Origin of the sequence: Halomonas sp. TG39a, assembly GCF_000744395.1 — a bacterium.
In the GTDB taxonomy this organism is placed as follows: Bacteria; Pseudomonadota; Gammaproteobacteria; order Pseudomonadales; family Halomonadaceae; genus Vreelandella; species Vreelandella ventosae_B.
In genome coordinates, this window is sequence record NZ_JQLV01000001.1 from 3,705,777 (window position 1) to 3,725,909 (window position 20,133).

General features: G+C 55.7%; 17 protein-coding genes. All 17 read left to right on the forward strand.

What is annotated here, in order from left to right:
• The first annotated feature begins 19 nt into the window (after window positions 1–19).
• The 17 genes from cheA to U738_RS16780 all read left to right on the forward strand — a co-directional run bounded on the left by cheA (window position 20) and on the right by U738_RS16780 (window position 20,118).
• The gene (gene cheA / locus U738_RS16700) at window positions 20–2,101 is read left to right on the forward strand and encodes a chemotaxis protein CheA (RefSeq protein WP_035582587.1); all 2,082 of its coding nucleotides are present in this window, start codon (window positions 20–22) and stop codon (window positions 2,099–2,101) included.
• The gene (gene cheW, locus U738_RS16705) at window positions 2,098–2,595 is read left to right on the forward strand and encodes a chemotaxis protein CheW (RefSeq protein WP_035582589.1); all 498 of its coding nucleotides are present in this window, start codon (window positions 2,098–2,100) and stop codon (window positions 2,593–2,595) included. The genes cheA and cheW overlap by 4 nt, the downstream gene beginning before the upstream one ends.
• A 133-nt stretch (window positions 2,596–2,728) precedes the next feature.
• Window positions 2,729–4,006, forward strand: coding sequence for a methyl-accepting chemotaxis protein (locus U738_RS16710; RefSeq protein WP_231896772.1), 1,278 nt, complete (start codon window positions 2,729–2,731; stop codon window positions 4,004–4,006).
• 60 nt (window positions 4,007–4,066) lie between these two features.
• Window positions 4,067–6,214, forward strand: a complete 2,148-nt coding sequence (locus tag U738_RS16715; RefSeq protein WP_035582595.1) for a methyl-accepting chemotaxis protein — start codon at window positions 4,067–4,069, stop codon at window positions 6,212–6,214.
• Window positions 6,211–7,083, forward strand: coding sequence for a CheR family methyltransferase (locus U738_RS16720; RefSeq protein ID WP_035582598.1), 873 nt, complete (start codon window positions 6,211–6,213; stop codon window positions 7,081–7,083). The genes U738_RS16715 and U738_RS16720 overlap by 4 nt, the downstream gene beginning before the upstream one ends.
• Window positions 7,084–7,174: 91 nt before the next feature.
• Entirely contained in the window at window positions 7,175–8,236 is a 1,062-nt protein-coding gene (locus tag U738_RS16725) for a protein-glutamate methylesterase/protein-glutamine glutaminase (RefSeq protein ID WP_035582601.1), read from the forward strand.
• Between the two features lie 69 nt (window positions 8,237–8,305).
• Window positions 8,306–10,000: a methyl-accepting chemotaxis protein gene (locus U738_RS16730; protein ID WP_035582604.1), complete on the forward strand. Its 1,695-nt coding sequence runs from the start codon at window positions 8,306–8,308 to the stop codon at window positions 9,998–10,000.
• Window positions 10,001–10,100: 100 nt separating this feature from the next.
• Window positions 10,101–10,490, forward strand: coding sequence for a chemotaxis response regulator CheY (cheY, locus tag U738_RS16735; RefSeq protein ID WP_022520923.1), 390 nt, complete (start codon window positions 10,101–10,103; stop codon window positions 10,488–10,490).
• 41 nt (window positions 10,491–10,531) lie between these two features.
• Window positions 10,532–11,233 (forward strand): protein phosphatase CheZ, encoded by a 702-nt coding sequence (gene cheZ, locus U738_RS16740; protein WP_035582607.1) that lies wholly within the window; start codon window positions 10,532–10,534, stop codon window positions 11,231–11,233.
• A 104-nt stretch (window positions 11,234–11,337) separates the two neighbouring features.
• Window positions 11,338–12,504, forward strand: coding sequence for a flagellar biosynthesis protein FlhB (gene flhB / locus U738_RS16745; protein WP_035582609.1), 1,167 nt, complete (start codon window positions 11,338–11,340; stop codon window positions 12,502–12,504).
• Window positions 12,501–14,588, forward strand: a complete 2,088-nt coding sequence (gene flhA, locus U738_RS16750; protein ID WP_035582610.1) for a flagellar biosynthesis protein FlhA — start codon at window positions 12,501–12,503, stop codon at window positions 14,586–14,588. Before flhB ends, flhA begins: the two co-directional genes overlap by 4 nt.
• Before the next feature lie 59 nt (window positions 14,589–14,647).
• On the forward strand, window positions 14,648–16,831 hold the full coding sequence (gene flhF, locus U738_RS16755) for a flagellar biosynthesis protein FlhF (protein WP_035582612.1): 2,184 nt from the start codon (window positions 14,648–14,650) through the stop codon (window positions 16,829–16,831).
• Entirely contained in the window at window positions 16,828–17,394 is a 567-nt protein-coding gene (locus tag U738_RS16760) for a hypothetical protein (RefSeq protein ID WP_035582614.1), read from the forward strand. The genes flhF and U738_RS16760 overlap by 4 nt, the downstream gene beginning before the upstream one ends.
• A 25-nt stretch (window positions 17,395–17,419) precedes the next feature.
• The gene (locus U738_RS16765) at window positions 17,420–17,848 is read left to right on the forward strand and encodes a flagellar protein FlhE (RefSeq protein WP_035582616.1); all 429 of its coding nucleotides are present in this window, start codon (window positions 17,420–17,422) and stop codon (window positions 17,846–17,848) included.
• A gap of 26 nt (window positions 17,849–17,874) precedes the next feature.
• Entirely contained in the window at window positions 17,875–18,576 is a 702-nt protein-coding gene (locus U738_RS16770; protein WP_035582618.1) for an RNA polymerase sigma factor FliA, read from the forward strand.
• A 40-nt stretch (window positions 18,577–18,616) separates the two neighbouring features.
• Window positions 18,617–19,438, forward strand: coding sequence for a motility protein A (locus U738_RS16775; protein ID WP_035582620.1), 822 nt, complete (start codon window positions 18,617–18,619; stop codon window positions 19,436–19,438).
• A gap of 5 nt (window positions 19,439–19,443) precedes the next feature.
• Window positions 19,444–20,118 carry an OmpA/MotB family protein gene (locus tag U738_RS16780; protein ID WP_035582622.1) on the forward strand — a complete coding sequence of 225 codons (675 nt, stop codon included), beginning with the start codon at window positions 19,444–19,446 and terminating at the stop codon, window positions 20,116–20,118.
• The last annotated feature ends 15 nt before the right edge of the window (window positions 20,119–20,133 follow it).

Genomic DNA, 20,133 nt, shown 5'->3' on the forward strand with positions numbered 1-20,133 from the left:
CGTTAAGGTGGAGCGGTGCATGGATATAGCGGATTTTTTTGACACCTTTTTTGAAGAGGCTGAAGAGCTGCTTTCGGATATGGAACAACATTTGTTGGAATTGGATGTTGATGATCCTGACAGTGAGCAGCTCAATGCTATTTTCCGTGCCGCCCACTCGATTAAGGGGGGAGCGGGAACCTTTGGTTTTACCGTACTACAGAAAACCACTCATATTTTGGAAAACCTCCTCGATTACGCACGTAAAGGCGAACTGACGCTGCGAGCCGACCTCGTGGATACCTTTTTAGAGGCTAAAGACATCATGCATGAGCAACTCGATGCCTACCGCAGCGAAGAGGAGCCCAACCAAGAGGCATTTGAGCGGATTTGCCAAACGCTGCAACAAATTGCCCTGGATGAAATCGGCCAGCAGCTAGATGGTCCGGCTACCCCCGCAGCTCAGCCCAAGACTTCACCTGCGCCTGACGCCAGTACGGACAACAGCGCAGAAGCAAAGAGTGGCGCAGGCGGCCATCTGTTAGTGGCACTGCTTAACGTTGCAGATAAAGACCGCGTCTTGCTGGTTGAAGAGTTAGAGCAGCTTGGCGAAGTACAGTCTCAATCCGGCGACGCCAAGCGCTACGAAGTTATCCTCAAAAGTAGCGACAGTGCTGACGATATTGAAGCCGTCATGTGCTTTATTATCGAGCCAGATCAGATTGAAATTTCGGTCGTCGAGGGCGTTGCTGCTGAACCAGCCGCCCCCGAGGCAGAAGCTCCGGCGCCGGCTTCCCCAGTGCCGCAAGCACCTGCGCAAAGCACCGCCTCTAAGGCGAGCCCGGCAAAAGAAGTTGCCAAAGAAAAACCTAAGAAAGCCGCCGAGTCGTCATCCATTCGCGTATCTGTCGATAAAGTTGATCAAATTATCAACTTGGTGGGTGAACTCATCATCACTCAATCGATGCTCGATCAAACGGTTAGCGATTTAGAGGATCAGTCGGTTGGCAATGCCTCATTGCAAAATGGCATGAGCCTGCTGCAGCGTAACGCACGGGATCTCCAGGAAGCGGTGATGTCGATTCGCATGATCCCAATGGAGTTCGTTTTCAGTCGTTTCCCACGGGTTGTGCGCGACACAGCTGGCAAGTTGGGCAAAGAGATTGAGCTGATCACCGAAGGCAAGTCGACTGAACTGGATAAGAGTCTGGTTGAACGGATCACCGATCCGTTAACGCATTTGGTGCGTAACAGCCTTGATCACGGCGTAGAGATGCCTGATGTACGCGAAGCCATTGGTAAGCCGCGTATTGGTAAGTTAACGCTATCGGCGCGCCATCAGGGCGGCAATATTTTGATTGAAGTGCGCGATGACGGTGCGGGTATGGATCGTGATCGCCTGCTGGCCAAAGCGCGCGAAAACGGCCTTAACGTGTCTGACACCATGTCTGACGAAGAGGTGTTCCAGCTCATTTTTGCCCCCGGTTTCTCAACCGCTAACGAAGTCACTGACGTATCCGGTCGTGGCGTGGGCATGGATGTGGTGAAGCGCAACATTCAGAGCATGGGCGGTCGCGTTGAAATTCAGTCGAAGCTGGGCGAAGGCACCAATACGCGTATCGTACTGCCGCTCACGCTGGCTATTTTGGATGGTATGTCGATTAAAGTCGGCGGGGAGACGTTTATCCTGCCGCTTTCCACCGTGCTTGAGTCGCTTCAGCCCGCTAAAGAAGACATGTACGCAATGGCCGGTGACGACGTAGTGATCAAGGTGCGCGACGAGTATCTGCCAGTGATCGCCATTCACGAGGTGCTGAACGTCGAGAATGCAATTACCGATCCCACCAAAAGCATCGCCGTTATTGTGCAGGGCGAAGGGCGTCGCTACGCCATGCTAGTCGATGAGTTAATCGGCCAGCAGCAAGTGGTGGTCAAGAATTTGGAAGACAACTACCGCAAAGTACCCGGAATCTCGGCCGCCACCATTCTAGGCGACGGTAGCGTTGCGTTGATTCTGGATATTACCGGTTTACACCGCCTGAGCCGATATAAAAAAGAGGCAGGCAGAAAAGTAGTAAACAATCAAAACCTTTCATCTTTTAAGGAGGCTGAGCCGTCATGAGTCAAGCCAACAGTGGTGCGGTGCTAGCCGCAGAAGCCGAAAATCGCGAATTCCTAGTGTTCTCATTAGGCGACGAAGAGTACGCCATTGATATTTTGAAAGTGCAGGAGATTCGTGGTTATGAAAACGTAACGCGAATTGCCAATGCGCCAGATTTTATCAAAGGGGTCACCAATCTACGTGGCGTGATTGTACCGATCGTTGATCTACGCATTAAGTTTCACTTTGATAAGGTCGAATACGGCGGCCAGACAGTGGTGATTGTGGTTAATGTTGCTGACCGTGTGGTCGGTATCGTTGTAGATGGCGTTTCCGACGTAATGACATTGACTCCCGATCAGATTAAGCCAGCACCGGAATTTGGCGTCACCCTCTCGTCTGATTTCCTCAGCGGACTGGGTAGTCTAGATGACCGCATGTTGGTACTAGTGGATATCGATAAGTTGCTCACCAGCGACGAGATGGCGCTAGTAGAAAGTACCAGCAGCCAGTAAGGCGATCCAAGCGTGGCACAGGGAGCGTGCCAGATCCGTTTCACCTAATGATGCATTCGTGCGCTATGGAAAGTGCTTGCGAGTGTCGGTTGTGCGTGGAGAAAAGGGCGTGACACAGCGAATGCGGCAATTAATGAATAATATGACAGTGCGCTTAAGTTGGGGCTTGGTATTAGCGACGCTTTCGGTACTTGTCTTAATTGCCAGTGGTATCGGCCTTTATGCCCTGCATCACGGGGCGTCAATTGTGCAGGCATCGGACGATGTCCAGGCGCAGCAAGCCGCTTTCAGCGCGTTTGCCGCGACGATTCGCTGGGCACTGCTTGGCATTGTGTTGATGACCATCGCTACGGTTATCGTTGTGATCTGGGGGGTGACGGCCAATGTGCTGCGCCCGCTAGACCGCTTGGTGGGCTATTTTGAACGCATGGCGCAGGGGGATTTAAGCCAGGCGATCACCTCTCCAGGCAACAATGAGATCGGGCGGCTTTATAGCGCTATGGCACATATGCAGTCCTCTCTCTCGCAGACGGTAGGCACTGTGCGCACCAGCGGCACGTCGATTTATGAGCGTTCACAACAAATTGCCAGTGGCAATAACGACCTCTCTTCGCGCACGGAGCAGCAGGCGACCTCGTTAGAAGAGACGGCTTCCAGCATGGAGCAGCTAGCTTCCACGGTGGGTCATAACGCTGAAAATGCGCGCCAAGCCAGCCAACTGGCCGGGAGTGCGACCCTGACGGCCCGTCGCAGCGGTGAAGAAGTCGGTGAAATCGTGAGCACCATGCAGGATATTAGTGCAAGCTCGCACCAAGTCGCTGATATTATTACTGTTATCGATAATATTGCGTTTCAGACCAATATTCTCGCGCTGAATGCTTCGGTGGAAGCGGCGCGTGCCGGTGAGCATGGCCGGGGGTTTGCCGTGGTGGCCCAGGAAGTGCGCAGTTTAGCCAGTCGCAGTGCCGCTGCTGCAAAAGAGATCCGTACGCTAATTGATACCTCGCTCAGTAAGGTGGATACCGGCACCCAGCGCGTCAATCAAGCCGGTCAAACGATGCAAGACCTGGTGGGCGCTGTTCAGCGCGTTAGCGATATTATGGATGAAATCGCCGCAGCTTCTGAGCAACAAAGTAGTGGCATTGGTCAGGTAAACCAGGCGGTGGCGCAAATGGATCAAGTGGTGCAGCAAAATGCCCAGCTTGTTCAGCAGGCCGCGCGAAGTGCCAATGAGCTCGAAAGCGAAGCGGGCCGCTTACGCGAGGCCGTAGAGCGTTTTCGGGTCACTGAAGCTTTAACTCCGCGCTCACCGGCTGTGGTGCCAGCGGCGGCAATATCTTCGACAACGCCGAGTCTCCCGGCAAGGCATAAACAACCAGCGGAAGAGGCAGAAGAGTGGGCGTCGTTTTGATTTGCTTGGTAGGGCAGGCAAATTTTTTCTAAAAAATAAAACATTATAAAAAGGTAGATTATGCGTAATAACCAGCCAGTCTCTCAGCGTGAAATTGAGCTAAAAGAGGACGACTTTTTAGTTTCGCGTACCGATACCACGGGGCGCATCACCTATGCTAACCCTGCGTTTATCGATATTAGCGGCTTTGAACACGCGGAGTTGATAGGCGCGCCGCATAACCTGATACGCCACCCAGATATGCCGCCAGCAGCCTTTGAAAACCTCTGGCAAACCGTTAAGACGGGGGAGACGTGGCGCGGGCTGGTTAAAAACCGCTGTAAAAATGGCGACCATTACTGGGTTAACGCCAGTGTGACGCCGATTATCGAAGATGGCCAAGTCGTGGGTTACACCTCGGTGCGCGTGCAGGCAAGTCGCGAAGCCATTGCGCAGGCGGAGCAGGCGTACGCTGAAATACGCGAAGGCCGCAATAAGCGGTTCTATTTGGATAAAGGTCGGTTGCGTCAGAAAGGGGTGATCAAGCGTTTGGCTCGGGTACGCCTGGATACCATTCGTGCCAAGTTGGTCGGCATGATTGTTGTGGCAGGACTGCTGCTGTTAATTAGCGGTGGGCTAGGGTTGTATGGCCTGAATGTCTCTGGCGAGCGTTTGGGCCAACTGAACAACGATGGCCTGCGTGACGTTATTCGCCTGCAGCAAATCGACCAAACCATTGCCCAAACCCGCCAAACGATGATTGAGCCAGAGCGTATGGAGCTGATAAACCAACGCTTCGAGATGGGTGAAAGCATTGAGGAGAGCGCAGCAGAGGTTGCTGAGGTGTGGCAGGAGTACTATTCCCGTGAGGTCAATGCGACTGAGCTTGCCACCGAGTTTGACCAGCAGCTACAGACCTTCCTGCAGAACGGCATGGGCCAGGCGGCCAGCGTGCTTCAGGCAGAAGAGACCTACCAAGCCTTTACCGGTCTCGATGCTGTGATTAGCGTCATGACCAGCGATGGCCGCATCCTGTCAGGCATGGTTAATCAACTGATTGCCCAGAAGCAGCAGGCGGCTGAGGCCATGGCCGTTGACGCTCGGCAAGGTCAAACCACGATGCTGGGCGCTCAAGCCATAGTACTTGGAATTGGTTTGCTGCTGCTTATCTTGATCGGCATGGTTACCCTGCGGGCGATTACCAGGCCGCTAAAAAGTGCCGCAGGTTTTACGCTGCAAATTGCTGGCGGTAATTTGGCCGCTAAAGTCCCCGCCCAGAGACGTGATGAAGTGGGTCAATTAATAGACTCGCTGAATACTATGCGCAAAAGCCTCAGCAGCATCATCGCCGATGTAAAAAGCGGTATTGATGTGGTCACTCCGGCTGCCCAGGACATTGCCAGCGGCAACGAAGAGCTGTCGTCACGTACTGAACAGCAGGCGGCCTCTTTGCAACAAACCGCCTCCAGCATGGAAGAAATGACCGCTACCGTGCGGCAAAACAGTGAAAACGCTCAAGAAGCCCGTCGTCTAGCCGATAACAATGCTATCCAGGTAACCAATACCGGCGAGTTGATGGCGCAGTTGGTCGACAATATGCAGCGGATTACGCAAAGCTCTCAACAGATGGCTGATATTATCAATGTGATCGATTCGATCGCCTTTCAGACCAATATTCTGGCCTTGAATGCATCGGTAGAAGCGGCGCGGGCAGGTGAACATGGGCGTGGTTTTGCCGTGGTGGCTGAAGAGGTGCGTAATCTAGCGGGCCGCAGTGCTGGCGCCGCTCAAGAAATTCGCGGCCTGATTGATGGCTCTAACCGTGAAGTTGGCGAGGGTGCCAGTTTGGTGACCAAAGCCGAAGCGGCGATTAGCGAAGTGGCAGAAGCAGCGCGCAGTGTGACGCAAATCATGCACGAGATTTCGGCCGCCTCCGAAGAGCAGAGCCATGGCATTGCCCAGGTTAACCAGGCAGTCGCAGAGATGGATCAAGGCACCCAGCGCAATGCCGTACGGGTTCAAGAAACCGCACGTGCGGCGGTCTCGCTGGAGAAGCAGGCGGGGCTATTAGCGTTATCAGTGGAAGCGTTTCGATTAAACAGTCAGGGGGCGTTACGTCCGCCGGTGGTAACAGCATCTAAACCCGCTGCCCAACTGCCTAGCGCTACCACGCCAAATCCGCCCGTTAAACGGCAAGTATCCTCAGCAGAGGAGTGGGAAGAGTTTTGACCGAACAACGTGAACGGGCTTTAGATGCTGGACAGTGGACATCGGGCAGTCAGATCGAACGCGATCTGGTATTGACGGATGCGGATTTTACCCGCATCCGCGAGCTGATCTATCAGCGCGCCGGTATCGTGCTGGCTGAGCATAAGCGTGAAATGGTCTATAGCCGCTTAGCAAAGCGGCTACGCCACCACGGTATGACGCGCTTTACTGATTATTTGGTACGCCTGGAGCGTCAGCCAGAGGCCAAAGAGTGGGAGGCGTTTACCAATGCGCTGACTACTAACCTCACGGCCTTTTTTCGTGAAGCGCACCATTTTCCGCTGCTGGCAGAGCACATAAAGAACAAGCAAGACCCGGTCACCATTTGGTGTTCGGCTGCCTCCACTGGTGAGGAGCCTTACTCGCTGGCCATGACGTTGCTGGAAACGCTGGGCGCTAAAGCGTCGCAAGCCAAAGTGATTGCCACCGATATTGATACCGATGCCTTAGCCAGAGCACGCGCTGGTGTTTATCCCTTGGAGCAGGTGCGTAAGCTCGATGAGACGCGGGTAAAACGGTTTTTTCAAAAAGGTACCGGTAACCATGCGGGCTTTGCTCGGGTGCGCCCGGAAGTATCCGCCTTGGTCGAGTTTTTGCCACTTAATTTACTGGCGCCGCAATGGCCAATTAAAGGCCCTTTTGATGCGGTGTTCTGTCGAAACATCATGATTTATTTTGATAAAGATACACAATCAAAAATTCTTAAGCGGTTTGCGCCACTGATGAAACCCGATGGCTTGCTGTTTGCAGGTCACTCAGAAAACTTCTCGTACATCAGTGACGCCTTCAAACTGCGTGGTCAGACCGTCTATAACCTGGCCAAGAAATGAACAATTATCGTGTCTTTATGATCGCTTTAGGCGCTGTGGCTCCGGCGGTTGCAATCACACATCAGGCGTCTACAGCAAGAGGAGGCGTGCTTTGAGCGCAGCCAAGATCAAAGTTTTGTGTGTCGATGATTCGGCACTAATTCGCGATTTGTTAACAGAAATTATTAACTCCCAGCCCGACATGGAAGTCGTCGCAGTCGCGCCTGACCCCATTGCCGCCAGGGATTTGATCAAGCAGCACAATCCTGATGTGTTAACGCTCGACGTGGAAATGCCACGTATGGACGGCTTGGATTTTCTTGAGCGTTTAATGCGCCTGCGCCCTATGCCGGTGCTGATGGTATCGTCGCTCACCCAAAGTGGCTCGGAGATCACTCTGCGCGCCCTTGAGCTCGGCGCGCTGGATTTCGTCGCCAAGCCAAGCCTGGGAATCCGCAATGGGATGATGGAATACGCCGACGAGATTGCCGAAAAGCTGCGCGCCGCGGCGCGCTCACGGCCCCGCCAGGCACGGCATAAAAATACGCCACCGCCTGCGGCCTTGAAAGCCCCGTTAGTATCGAGTGAGAAGCTAATCATTATCGGCGCGTCTACGGGGGGCACCGAAGCGATTCGGGCGGTGCTGGAACCGTTACCCGCTAACGCTCCAGCGATTTTGATTACCCAGCATATGCCCGGCGGCTTCACCCGCTCATTTGCCGAGCGCTTAGACCGGCTGTGTCGGATTACCGTTAAAGAAGCAAGTGATGGCGAGCGGATTCTACCGGGGCACGCTTACATTGCCCCAGGTGATCAGCACCTCAAGTTGGCACGTAGTGGAGCTAACTACGTGGCGCGATTAGATGATGGCCCGCCGGTCAATCGCCATCGGCCGTCGGTAGACGTGCTATTTCACTCAGCGGCGCAGCACGCCGGTAAAAATTCCATCGGCGTAATTCTGACCGGTATGGGTAAGGACGGCGCGGCAGGGCTGCTTGAGATGCGTCAAGCGGGCGCCCCCACCATTGCCCAAAATGAGCAGTCCTGTGTGGTTTTCGGTATGCCGCGAGAAGCCATCGCTGTGGGCGGGGCAGTGGAAGTGGTGTCACTGGATGATATCCCCTCGCGGATGATGGCGTTGATTGCCGCTTCTGGCCGCGCCCAGCGTGTGTAGTGCAATTCATCAGAGCTTAGCTTAAAAACTAGACATAAAAACTTCAATAAGCTTACAAAGGAATTTCCAATGAATCGTTTACTGCGCAATTTGAGTATTCATGCCGCTGTAGTGGTGGCGCTCGTTTGCTTTGTCGCCCTGATTTTAGTGATTGCAGGTTTGACCGTTGTCTCAGATCGCAACTCACAAAATAATTTAGCGACGCTGAGCAGCATCAGCGATGCGCAGTTAAATGAGATTAACCGTGCCGATTCGTTGTTAAATCAGGCCATGCTGGCGATGGAAACTGCCTCCAACTACCTAATGGTGGGCCAGACTCGGCAATCCAATGAGCAGGTCGATACCGCGGGTGATCGCATTGCGCGTGCGGAGGAGCGTTTTGAGCGCTTTGCAGCAAATTCATTTTCTCCGCAAGGTGAGGCATTGGCAAACGCTCTGATTGAAGATTTTAATACGGTCATGGGGCTGGTTAAACAGCAGCATGAAACCTTCGAATATATGGATTTAACCAGCTATAACAACCTGCGCGATGAGTTGGTTGAGCCCTTAAGTAGCATGGCTACCAGTATGACTGCGTTTGTAACTTACGGTTTCCAGCGGGTAGCAACCATTCGTACTGACGCGCAGGCCCAGGGCAAGTTGTTTACCATGATCAATTTGGCTGTGGTGGTCTTTGCCCTATTGTTGACCCTGATTATTTACTTCGGATTGCGCCGTACGGTGATTGCGCCGCTCAGAGGCGCTATTCAGCGCCTGGATGCGATTGCCGATGCCGATTTAACCGATCCCGTACCGGAAGCCGGTAAAAACGAGATAGGCCGTTTGTTTGGCGCCATGGGCACCATGCAGCTGAACCTCACCAATATCGTTAGTCGGGTGCGCGAAGGTAGCAACGAGATTCACCACGGTACCCGCGAAATTGCCAGCGGCAATGCGGATCTCTCCTCGCGTACTGAACAGCAGGCGGCGTCGATCCAACAAACCGCAGCCAGCATGGAAGAGATGACCGCGACGGTAAAGCAAAACGCCGACAATGCCCGCCAGGCCAGCACTTTGGCCGCAGATGCCTCTACCACGGCAGAGCGCGGTGGGGACGTCGTTGCGCAAGTGGTGCAGACCATGCACGGCATTTCCACTAGCTCGAAAAAAGTCGCTGATATCACCAGCGTGATTGATTCGATTGCTTTTCAAACCAATATCTTAGCGCTTAACGCCTCGGTAGAAGCCGCGCGTGCCGGCGAACAAGGCCGAGGCTTTGCGGTGGTGGCAGGAGAAGTACGCAATCTGGCAAGCCGTAGCGCGGATGCTGCCAAAGAGATTAAAACCCTGATTGATGCCTCGGTGACGCAAATTCAGCAAGGCTCTACCCTGGTTGAGCAGGCCGGTACCACAATGTCGGATGTGGTCACTGCGGTGCGCCGAGTCACCGATATCATGGATGAAATTTCGGCCGCTTCCCAAGAGCAGAGTGACGGCATTGAGCAGGTTAGTCAGGCCGTGGGCCAGATGGATCAAGTCACCCAGCAAAACGCCGCGCTGGTTCAGCAAGCCACTGCGGCGGCCGCCTCGCTTGAGGAGCAAGCTAACCGGTTGGAGCAAGCTGTCGCCGTGTTTAAACTGTTAGGTATGCAGGAGGCGTCGCGTCAGGTGCTTCCTGCCGCATCGCCAACTACCCATGCTATGCCTGCGCCCAGGGCCGCCCAGCAGCAAGCGAGTCAACCTGCCGCTAAGCGTAGCGACCACGAAGAGTGGGAAGAGTTTTAAAGAACAGTTTTGAAGAACGGTTTTGCAGAACAGTTTTAACCCCCTGACTGTACTTTCCAGTCACCCCCGAGCCATATACGGATTGATTAGAGGATGACCCATGGCAGATAAGAATATGAGCTTTCTGGTTGTAGACGACTTTCCCACCATGCGTCGGATTGTGCGCAGTCTGCTTAAGGAGCTGGGCTTCACCAATGTGGATGAAGCAGAAGATGGTCAGGATGCGCTTAATAAGCTGCGCGCTGGCAAATTCGAGTTCGTCGTTTCCGATTGGAACATGCCCAACCTGGATGGTCTGGAGATGCTCAAGGAGATTCGCCAAGACGATGCCTTGAAAGACCTGCCCGTGTTGATGGTGACCGCAGAAGCGAAGAAAGAGAACATTATTGCGGCTGCTCAGGCGGGTGCTAACGGCTATGTCGTCAAGCCGTTCACTGCCGCTACCCTGGAAGAGAAGCTCAATAAGATCTTCGATAAATTGGGTATGTGAGTGACTGAGCCCATGTGCTTGGTTAACGAGGAGACAACATTATGAGCCAGAATGAGCAGTCCGATTCTGCCCAATCGTCCGAATCCGAACAAGCCGCTGAAGACCTAATTCATCGCATCGGTAAGTTAACGCGCATGTTGCGCGAAAACATGCGCGAGTTGGGGCTAGATAAAGAAATCGAAAAAGCGGCTGAAGCCATCCCTGATGCACGCGACCGCCTGCACTATGTCGCCACCATGACGGAGCAGGCTGCAGATCGAGCGCTCAATGCCGTTGACCGTGCGCAGCCGCTGCAGGATCAATTGTCAGACCGAGCGGAAGCGCTGGATAAGCGCTGGGCCGAGTGGTTTGAGGCGCCGAAAGAGCTGGATGAGGCCAAGGCGTTAGTCGTCGAGACACGCACTTATCTCAGCGATGTGCCCGATGTGGTATCAGCGACCAATAAAGAGCTGATGGAAATCATGATGGCTCAGGATTTCCAAGACCTGACCGGCCAGGTGATTAAGAAGATGATGGACGTGATCCATGAGATCGAACATCAGCTGGTGCAGGTACTTATTGATAACGCGCCGGGCGCCCATGCACGAGAAACGCTGCAGCGCAAGGCCGAGGATCAGTGGAAAAACGACAGTGCACGGCGCAACGAAGAGCTTTTGAATGGGCCGCAAGTGAAGGATAATGTCCCCGATACCGTCTCTGGGCAAGACCAAGTAGACGATTTGTTGGATGAATTAGGCTTTTAAAGCGCGTTATTAAACGCCCTCTGGGCGCACAAGCACGCTATTCAGCCGTCCCTATGGACGGCTGAATACGTGATACGCTTCGCTTCACCTGGCCGGATAACCGTATGGCAGATAACGATAGCGACCAGGAAAAGACCGAAGAGGCCACGCCCAGGCGGAAGGAAAAAGCCCGTGAAGAGGGCCAAGTTGCCCGTTCCCGCGAGTTAAACACTTTCTTACTTCTGCTGGGCGGGGTGATTGGCCTGTATAGCATGGGCAATATGCTCTATGACCAGTTGGGCGCGGTGATGGAGCAGGCTTTTCTGTTTGAGCGTCGCCAAGCAATGGAAAGCACACCGATGCTGGCCAATGCGCTGGATCTTGGTCAGCGCACGCTATTTGCCATGATGCCGTTATTTTTGCTGTTAGCCGTTATCGCGTTAGTCGCCCCAGGGCTGATGGGCGGCTGGCTGATATCGGGAAAATCGATGCAGCCCAAATTTTCCAAGTTAAATCCCATTAAGGGCGTAAAACGAATTTTATCAACCCAGGCGCTGATTGAGTTGGCCAAAGCTATCGCCAAGTCAGTCCTGGTGGGTGGCGTCGCCGCGACGTTTTTGTATTTCAACATCGGCAAATTTATGGCGCTAATGGATCAGCCTATCCAGCAAGCGCTTACCAACGCTTTAAGCATGGCCGCTCAGGCGGCTGGGCTAATGGTGCTGGTGTTGATCGTGGTCATTTTGATCGATGTCCCTTTCCAGCTCTGGGATAATGCCAAGAAATTGCGCATGAGCCAGGAAGAGATTAAGCGTGAGCATAAAGAGTCCGAAGGTGACCCGCATGTGAAAGCGCGCATTCGCCAGCAGCAGCAGGCCATGGCGCGGGGTAGGATGATGAGCAAGGTACCCGAGGCGGACGTTATCATTACCAACCCCACGCACTATGCGATAGCACTGACTTATCAGGAAGGCAGTATGGGCGCCCCGCGGCTGGTGGCAAAAGGCGCCGACGCAGTGGCTGCACGCATTCGCGAAATCGCTGAAGAGGCAGGCGTGCCTCGCTTGCAGGCAGCACCATTGGCGCGGGCCCTGTATCATCACGTCGATCTAGATGCAGAAGTACCTGCCGAACTGTATACCGCGGTGGCGGAAGTAATGGCCTGGGCCTACCGCCTCAAGCAAGTATCACAACAAGGAGGCGAGGTGCCCCCAACCCCCGATAACCTGCCGGTTCCGCCGGAGATGGAAAGCCCCGGGCATGACGCCGGTGGTAATGAGGCGCAACCATGAAAGGCTTGAGTCAGCTAGTAGGGCGGCGCGACTGGATGAGTGATGTGCGCATGAAGCTGCTGGTCGGGCCGCTGCTCATCCTCATGATCTTGGGCATGATGATTGTGCCCTTGCCCCCTTTCGCGCTCGATTTACTCTTCACCTTCAATATTGCCCTGGCCATTATGGTGTTAATGGTCAGCATGTTTACCCAGAAGCCGCTGGATTTTGCGGCATTTCCCGCTGTGTTGCTGTTTACCACGCTGTTGCGCCTGTCGCTCAACGTCGCCTCTACCCGTGTGGTGTTAATGGAAGGTCACCAAGGCGGCGCCTCTGCGGGTAAGGTCATTGAAGCATTCGGGGCGTTCCTGGTCGGCGGTAATTTTGCTGTGGGTCTAGTGGTCTTCCTGATTCTGGTCATCATCAACTTTATGGTTATCACCAAAGGTGCTGGCCGTATTGCCGAAGTCGGTGCGCGCTTCACCCTGGATGCGATGCCCGGAAAGCAGATGGCCATCGATGCCGACCTGAACGCTGGTTTAATCGGCGAGGAAGACGCCAAAAAGCGCCGTGCTGAAGTCGCTCAAGAGGCTGATTTCTTTGGCTCGATGGATGGTGCCAGTAAGTTTGTCCGGGGTGATGCCATTGCCGGTTTGGTGATTATGGTGGTCAATATCATCGGCGGGCTGATGATTGGCATGCTGCAGCACGATATGAGCTTTGGCGCTGCTGGTCAGACCTATATGTTGCTGGCGATCGGCGATGGCCTGGTGGCGCAAATTCCCGCCTTGGTGATTTCCACCGCGGCGGGTGTCACGGTATCCCGGGTGAGTACCGACACGGACGAGGATATTGGCCAGCAAATGCTCAGCCAACTATTCGTTAATCCCCAGGTACTGATATTGGCCGCCATCGTGATGGGGCTACTGGGCATGGTGCCCGGTATGCCCAATTTAGTGTTTCTACTCTTTACCGCGCTGCTGGCGGGTTTGGCATGGTTTATTATGCGCCAAAAAGAGCAGTTGTTGGTCAAGGAGGAAATTGCGACTGCGCCTGTACCGTTACAAGAGACCCCCGAAGCGAGTTGGGAAGACGTGCAACTGGTCGATACCCTTGGCCTGGAAGTGGGCCATCGCTTAATCCCGCTGGTCGACTCACGCCAAAAAGGTGAGCTGCTGGGGCGCATTAAGAGCGTGCGGAAGAAGTTTGCCCAGGAAGTGGGCTTCCTGCCGCCAGTGGTGCATATCCGCGATAATTTGGAGCTGCCGCCTAACGCCTATGTGCTTTCAATGAAAGGCGCCGAAATTGGTCGCGCCGAGGCGCAGCCCGGCAAGTGGCTGGCGATCAATCCGGGGCAGGTCTCCGGCGAGCTGCAGGGCACCCATACCCAGGATCCCGCCTTTGGTTTACCCGCCATTTGGATTGATAGCAACCAGCGCGAACACGCTCAGGTGTATGGCTACACCGTGGTGGACGCCAGCACCGTCATAGCAACCCACTTGAACCACCTGTTGCACCGCCACTCACCCGAAATGCTGGGGCGTCAGGAAGTGCAGAAACTGCTGGATAAAATGGGCGATGATCAAAAAGCATTGGTCGAAGAGGTGATTCCCAAGGCTATTTCGCTGACGGTGTTGCAGCGTATCTTGCAAAACCTGCTTGACGAAGATGTCTCTATTCGCGATATGCGCACTATTCTGGATACCCTGGCGGAGTACGCCGCCCAGCAAAAAGATCCTAACGAGCTGACAGCGCTGGTGCGAGTCTCACTGGGGCGTGCGATTGTCCAGCAGTGGTTTGCAGGGCAGGAGACGCTCAATGTGATGGGACTGGATGCCCAACTGGAACAGGTGCTGGTGCAGGCGATGAACGGCAACGGCGCCATGGAGCCTGGCTTGGCAGAGACGCTGATGACCCAGGCGCAGCAAGCGCTGGAGCGTCACGAAAGTTCCGGCGAACCGCCGGTGCTGGTCGTGCAGCATTCGCTGCGCGCGGTACTATCACGCTTTTTGCGCCGCCGTTTACGCCATATGTCAGTGTTGTCGCAGGCTGAAATTCCCGATGACCGCACATTAAGAGTGACCACAATAGTCGGCGGACGTTAATGATGGCCCGCCGTGATAGGCTAGCGTCGACCATTTCCAGAACAGACAAAAGGTAAATCATGAGCGTTAGACGTTTCGTGGGAGCCAACAGTCGTGATGTGATGCGCCAAGTGCGCGAAACGCTCGGTGAAGACGCCTTGATTGTGGCTAATCGGCGTACCGAAGGGGGCGTTGAAATTTTGGCCATGGCGGATGAAGCCATCGACCACTTTGAACCTTCACCGGAACCCGCACCTCTCGAAACGCCGACAGCACCTCCGCCGCAAGACCCCATGCAGGCGATGAGTGAGCGCTTACTGCGCGAAATGCAGGATATGCGCGCGCTGCTAGCAAATAGCCAGCCAGCCCCTGCTGCTTCACCAATGCCAGCAACGCCCACCGGAACGGCCGCGCGACTGCGCCAACTGCTATGGAACGTCGGTTTCGGCAGCGAGCTTGCCGATGAACTGCTGGCAGGGTTGCCCGAACCATTAGCCCGGTTAGACAGCGATAGCGAAGCACCGCTGCAGTGGCTGCGTCAGCAGTTAATGGATCGCCTCTGCGTGCTGAGCGATGAGCCTAGTTTCTTTGATCAAACCGGCATTGTCGCTCTGGTGGGGCCGACCGGGGTAGGGAAAACCACCACCACCGCCAAGCTGGCGGCACGTTTTGTGATGCGTCACGGTACGCGCCCGGTGGCGCTGGTGACCACCGACAGCTTCCGGATTGGTGCCCACGAGCAGCTGCGCATCTATGCGCGCTTGCTGGATACGCCGATGTACGCGCTGGATGCCGAGCAGCCCATCGACGATTTGCTGGGCCGCTTGCAGGGCAAGCAGTGGGTGATTATCGACACCGTGGGCATGAGTCAGCGTGACCAGCGGGTGATTGAACAGATCGCCCACCTCCAGGGCGGACGCTCGCGAGTGCGCTTGGTATTGCTGCTGAATGCTGCCAGCCAGCCAGAAACCCTCGAAGAAGTCGTGCTGCGCTATCGCCAAGCCGCGCGAGCGGCGGGCGCAGAGCTCGATGACTGTATTATTACCAAGCAGGATGAAGCGGGGCGGCTGGCGCCAGTGCTAGATATTATTATGCGTCACGGGATGCGTGTGCTGTTTGGTTCCAATGGCCAGCAGGTGCCCGAAGATATGGCCATTGCCACTCCCGACGCTTTAGTCGATCAGGCGCTAAGCACGGCAACGCCGCAGCGTGAACGGGCCCACAGTGCTGAAGCCCCGATGGCAATGCCGCGCTGGTCCCGGGATGTACTGGGCCAAGGGCGTCGCTTGTCATCACTACTGGCGAGGCTGCGCCAACGCGTCACCGGTTTTGCAGAACTAGAAGAGACCTGGAACCTAGCCTCGCTGCCGAGCCGTGTGCAGGAACAGCGTTTGGACGCACTGCTCGCCGGCTATCCCGCGGCGGAAACCACCTTAGGGATGGCGTGGTCGGCGCGGCGCAATGAGCGCGGCTGCGACTGGGCAATGCCGGACATAGGGCTGGACACAGATGGCGCCTGGCTGGCGCTACCCTGGCTGCAGCATCGCCACGTCGCGGGATGGCAGCCGCGCTTAGCCGCGCTGTCAGAGTCAACCGGCGTCGCGGTACACCTACTGCCGCGCTTTCCCGAACCGGAGGCGCTCGTCTGGCTGGAAGCCGAGCATTTGACCTGGGTCAGCCAAGTAGCCCCCAGTCATAGGGTACTCTTTCACCATGAGCGCCAGACCCTCCGTCAGTTGTTTGATGACAGTGTGCTAACGCATCATGTAGGCGTGCGTTTTCGTGGCCAATCGGTGCAACTTTGGACGGTCTACGCCGAGGTTGAGGACGCCAGTGGCACTGCGCTGCTCGCCTGGTACGGGGAAGTGCGCGACCCGGAAAGTGCCAAAGTGGTAGCGCGCCGCTACTGGCTAACCCCTGCACGGCTGGGGGCTGAGGTGCTCTCGCTACTGTTAACACAGCTGCAAAGTGAAGGCTTGGCCGCCTTGACGCGGCGCGCGTGGCAGCAGTTAAAAGAGGCCGATAGCGGTGATCTCAATGCCGAAGTACGGCTGTTAATGGCCAGCGGTGTGGCGTCGGTCGCTGGGCATCTCGATGTTGCCGATGATGAGGAGGCGCAGACGCTGCGCGGCGATCTGCTCAACCTACTAGGCGCCAGCCGTCGCCGCCGCGATACCGGTATGCTTGATGCGCTGGTCTACGCCTTTATGGCGCGGGATGCGATTCGTCAAATGGGCAGTGTGAGTCGAGAGGGTGTGGCGTGAGCGAACAAGATCAAGCCTCGGGACTGCGCAAGTGGGCAAACCTGCAGCGCCAACAGCAGCAGGCTGAGGGGGCGGTTGATGTTGCGGCGGCAGAACCTGTGGCCGAACACGTTTCACCCCTATCAACGCCGACGCGAGCGGCGCTGGAAGAGCCCAGGACGGTGGCGCCGCCCAGGCCCAAAATTCCGCTTATAGTAGTTGGGCTGCCCGGTCGCGGCGTAGTTCAGGTGAGTAAGGTCAAAGCACGTCTGGGGCAGTGGTCAACGCTAGGTCGAAACTGGGCCGGTGAGCCTGATGACTGGGATATTCGCATCGTCATGGCGGAAACGTCTGAGCTTGCGCAACTGAGCGACCAATACAGCCGCTGGGCGCTGTGGATTAGTAGCGATGCCGATGCGTTTGCGACCATGTTCCGTACGTTGCGCCAGTTGCATGAGGGTGGTGGGCCGCGTCGTTTGCTGGCACTCCATGAGCCGCACTTGCCGCGCCAGGGGCTACTCGATAACTTGCGTGAGGCTGCTGATTACTACTTAAATATGGAGTTACTGGTACTTGCACGATGAGCGCACTCTGCCAAGGAGACCAAGCATGCTAAGCTGGCCGTTAACAGGGCGGCTGCCGTTGATCGCGGCGCTGCTGACAGGGTGTCTATGGGCAGGTTTAACGGGGAGCGCCCAGGCAGCGCCCGGTAGCTGGAGCACTCAGATACCGGGACTGATGGTGGCGATGAGTGATCGGGCAAGCAGTAGTCAGGCGGCCACCCCACCCGACGTCGCCAGCCTGCAGTCAGGCCAGCTTGGGCGTATACAGTGGCAGTTTCACTACCCCCCCAGTGCGCACTTAAACGCTTGGCTGTGCCATCCTGAGCAGTGCGTTGCGTTAACGGGTATGCGGGGTTCTACTACCGCGCTAGCGGGACGAGACGCCGATGCGCCGTTGCATTTTCGCTTCGCCTTACGTCCAGGTCAGCGGCCTGTTCGGGTGCAGGGATTGCAAATGATTGTGAATTATCAGTGAAGGCTGGATAGCCGCGAGGCGAGAATATGTACACAGCACAGGGCAGAATTAAACAAAATGAGCTGTTGACTCAATACATGCCATTAGTGCGACGTCAGGCCTTGACGCTACAGGTTCGATTGCCAGCGAGTATTGAGCTCGACGACCTTATTCAAGCCGGGATGGTGGGGCTGCTGGAAGCGCTGGGGCGCTTCGACGCTACCCAGGGAGCCACCTTCGCGACCTTTGCCAGTCAACGTATTCGCGGTGCGATGATGGACGAGTTGCGCACCCGCGACTGGCTGCCGCGCAGCGTACGCCGCTCAGCGCGGGCGGTTGACCGCGCCGTTCGCCAATTAGAGCAGCAGCTCGGGCGAGCGCCGGAAGAGCACGAAATTGCTCACCACCTAGAGATGCCGCTGAGCGACTATCAGCAGCTCCTTAACGACACCAACAGCGGCCAGCTATTGCCGTTTGAAGAGCTAGTCGCCGATGGCGGCGAGCCTATCAGTCATGAACTGGGCAATTCACCGTTCGAGCAGTTGCTGGATGGACAGCAGCGGCAAACGCTGATTGATGCGATTGAAGCGCTGCCAGAGCGTGAAAAGTTGCTTATGGCGCTGTACTACCAAGAAGAACTCAACCTCAAGGAAGTAGGGGCTGTGTTGGGCGTAACGGAGTCACGCGTTTCTCAACTACACAGCCAGGCCGTAAGTCGTTTACGCGCTCGCTTACACGACTCGGCATAACACCTCTTTTTACTCACTTGTGACCGGCAAGGAGCCGTGGATGAATCCTTCGACGCTGATAGGCATATTTGCCAGCATACTGCTGTTGGTGAGCGTGCTGTTTTTAACCGCAGAGTCCCCTGAAAGCTTTATCAATTTTCCGGGTCTGGCCATCGTGGTGACCGGTACCCTGGCGGCGACCTTTATCAGCTATCCGCTGAAAGAGGTGCTGCGTGTCGTACGGCTGGTGGGCTTGGTATTTCGGCGCGAAAATACCTATATGCGTGACGATATCCGCGAATTGGTCGATATGTCACGGCTGTGGTTTAAAGGCGATGTGCGCGCGGTCGAGCGCGAGTTGGAGCATACCCGCAATCCGTTTCTGCGCACCGGGATCCAACTGGTGATCGCCAACACCAAAGAGGACGAAATTTTTGACATGTTGCGCTGGCGCATCGCCCGCCTTAAAGCGCGTGAGCATGCCGAGGCACAAATATTTCGCACCATGGCCACCTATGCGCCTGCGTTTGGCATGATCGGTACCCTGGTAGGGCTGGTCAATATGCTGGAAGTCATGGATGCAGGCGACTTGCAGGTGATTGGGCCGCGCATGGCGGTGGCCCTGCTGACTACCTTCTATGGCATTTTACTCGCCAACTTAGTGTTTAAACCGATTGCGGTGAAGTTAGAGCGCCGCACCGAAGAGCGACTGATTACCATGAACATGGTGCTGGAAGGTATTTCGCTGATTACCAAGCGTCGCCTGCCGTCGTTTATCGAAGAGACACTCAACTCCTTTGTGGCTAACTACCACGATGAAATTCGTGATAACAGCGTCAAACCCAGGCCTGACTCGTCGGTGAGTTCGGCGGCCAAGGGGTAGGCCCGATGCTAGACCGCGATACACGCCACGCGCTGGAAATGACGCCGTCGCCAGGCGATGGTGAAGAGGGCTGGTTAACCAGCTATCTGGATGTATTGACGCTGCTGATCACGCTCTTTGTACTGCTGCTTTCACTGACGCCGCCGGGCGGCGGTGAAGCGGCTGATACTGCTTTCATGCGTTCGGCCAGCGCGGTATCATCATTGCCGCTGGCGTCTCTAGCCACCGGGATTCAGCCCCGCCACGCTGGGGTGCAGCCGCAGTTTGACGGGCTTGATATTCCTGGAGTCAGCGTTTCGCAAGGCCGCGAAGGGGTGACGCTGCGGATTGATACCAGCCTGCTATTCCCCAGCGGCCAAGCGGTACTAACCCCCCAAGGGCGAGGCGTGGTTGAAAGCCTTATCGGTGTGCTGACGAATTTTGATGGCCAGATATCGGTGGAGGGGCATACCGACAGCGTGCCGATTTCAACGGCTCGCTTCCCCTCGAACTGGGAGCTTTCATCAGCGCGGGCAATCGCCGTGGTGAGGCACTTAGAGCGCCAAGGGTTCAATATTTCACGTATGCGGGCCGTCGGATATGCCGATACCCAACCCATGGAACCGAACGCAACCGCGGATGGGCGAGCTGCCAACCGGCGCGTAGAGCTGCTGCTAAGACAGCAGGTCGAGGGTGAATAGATTGCGAGGCCACGT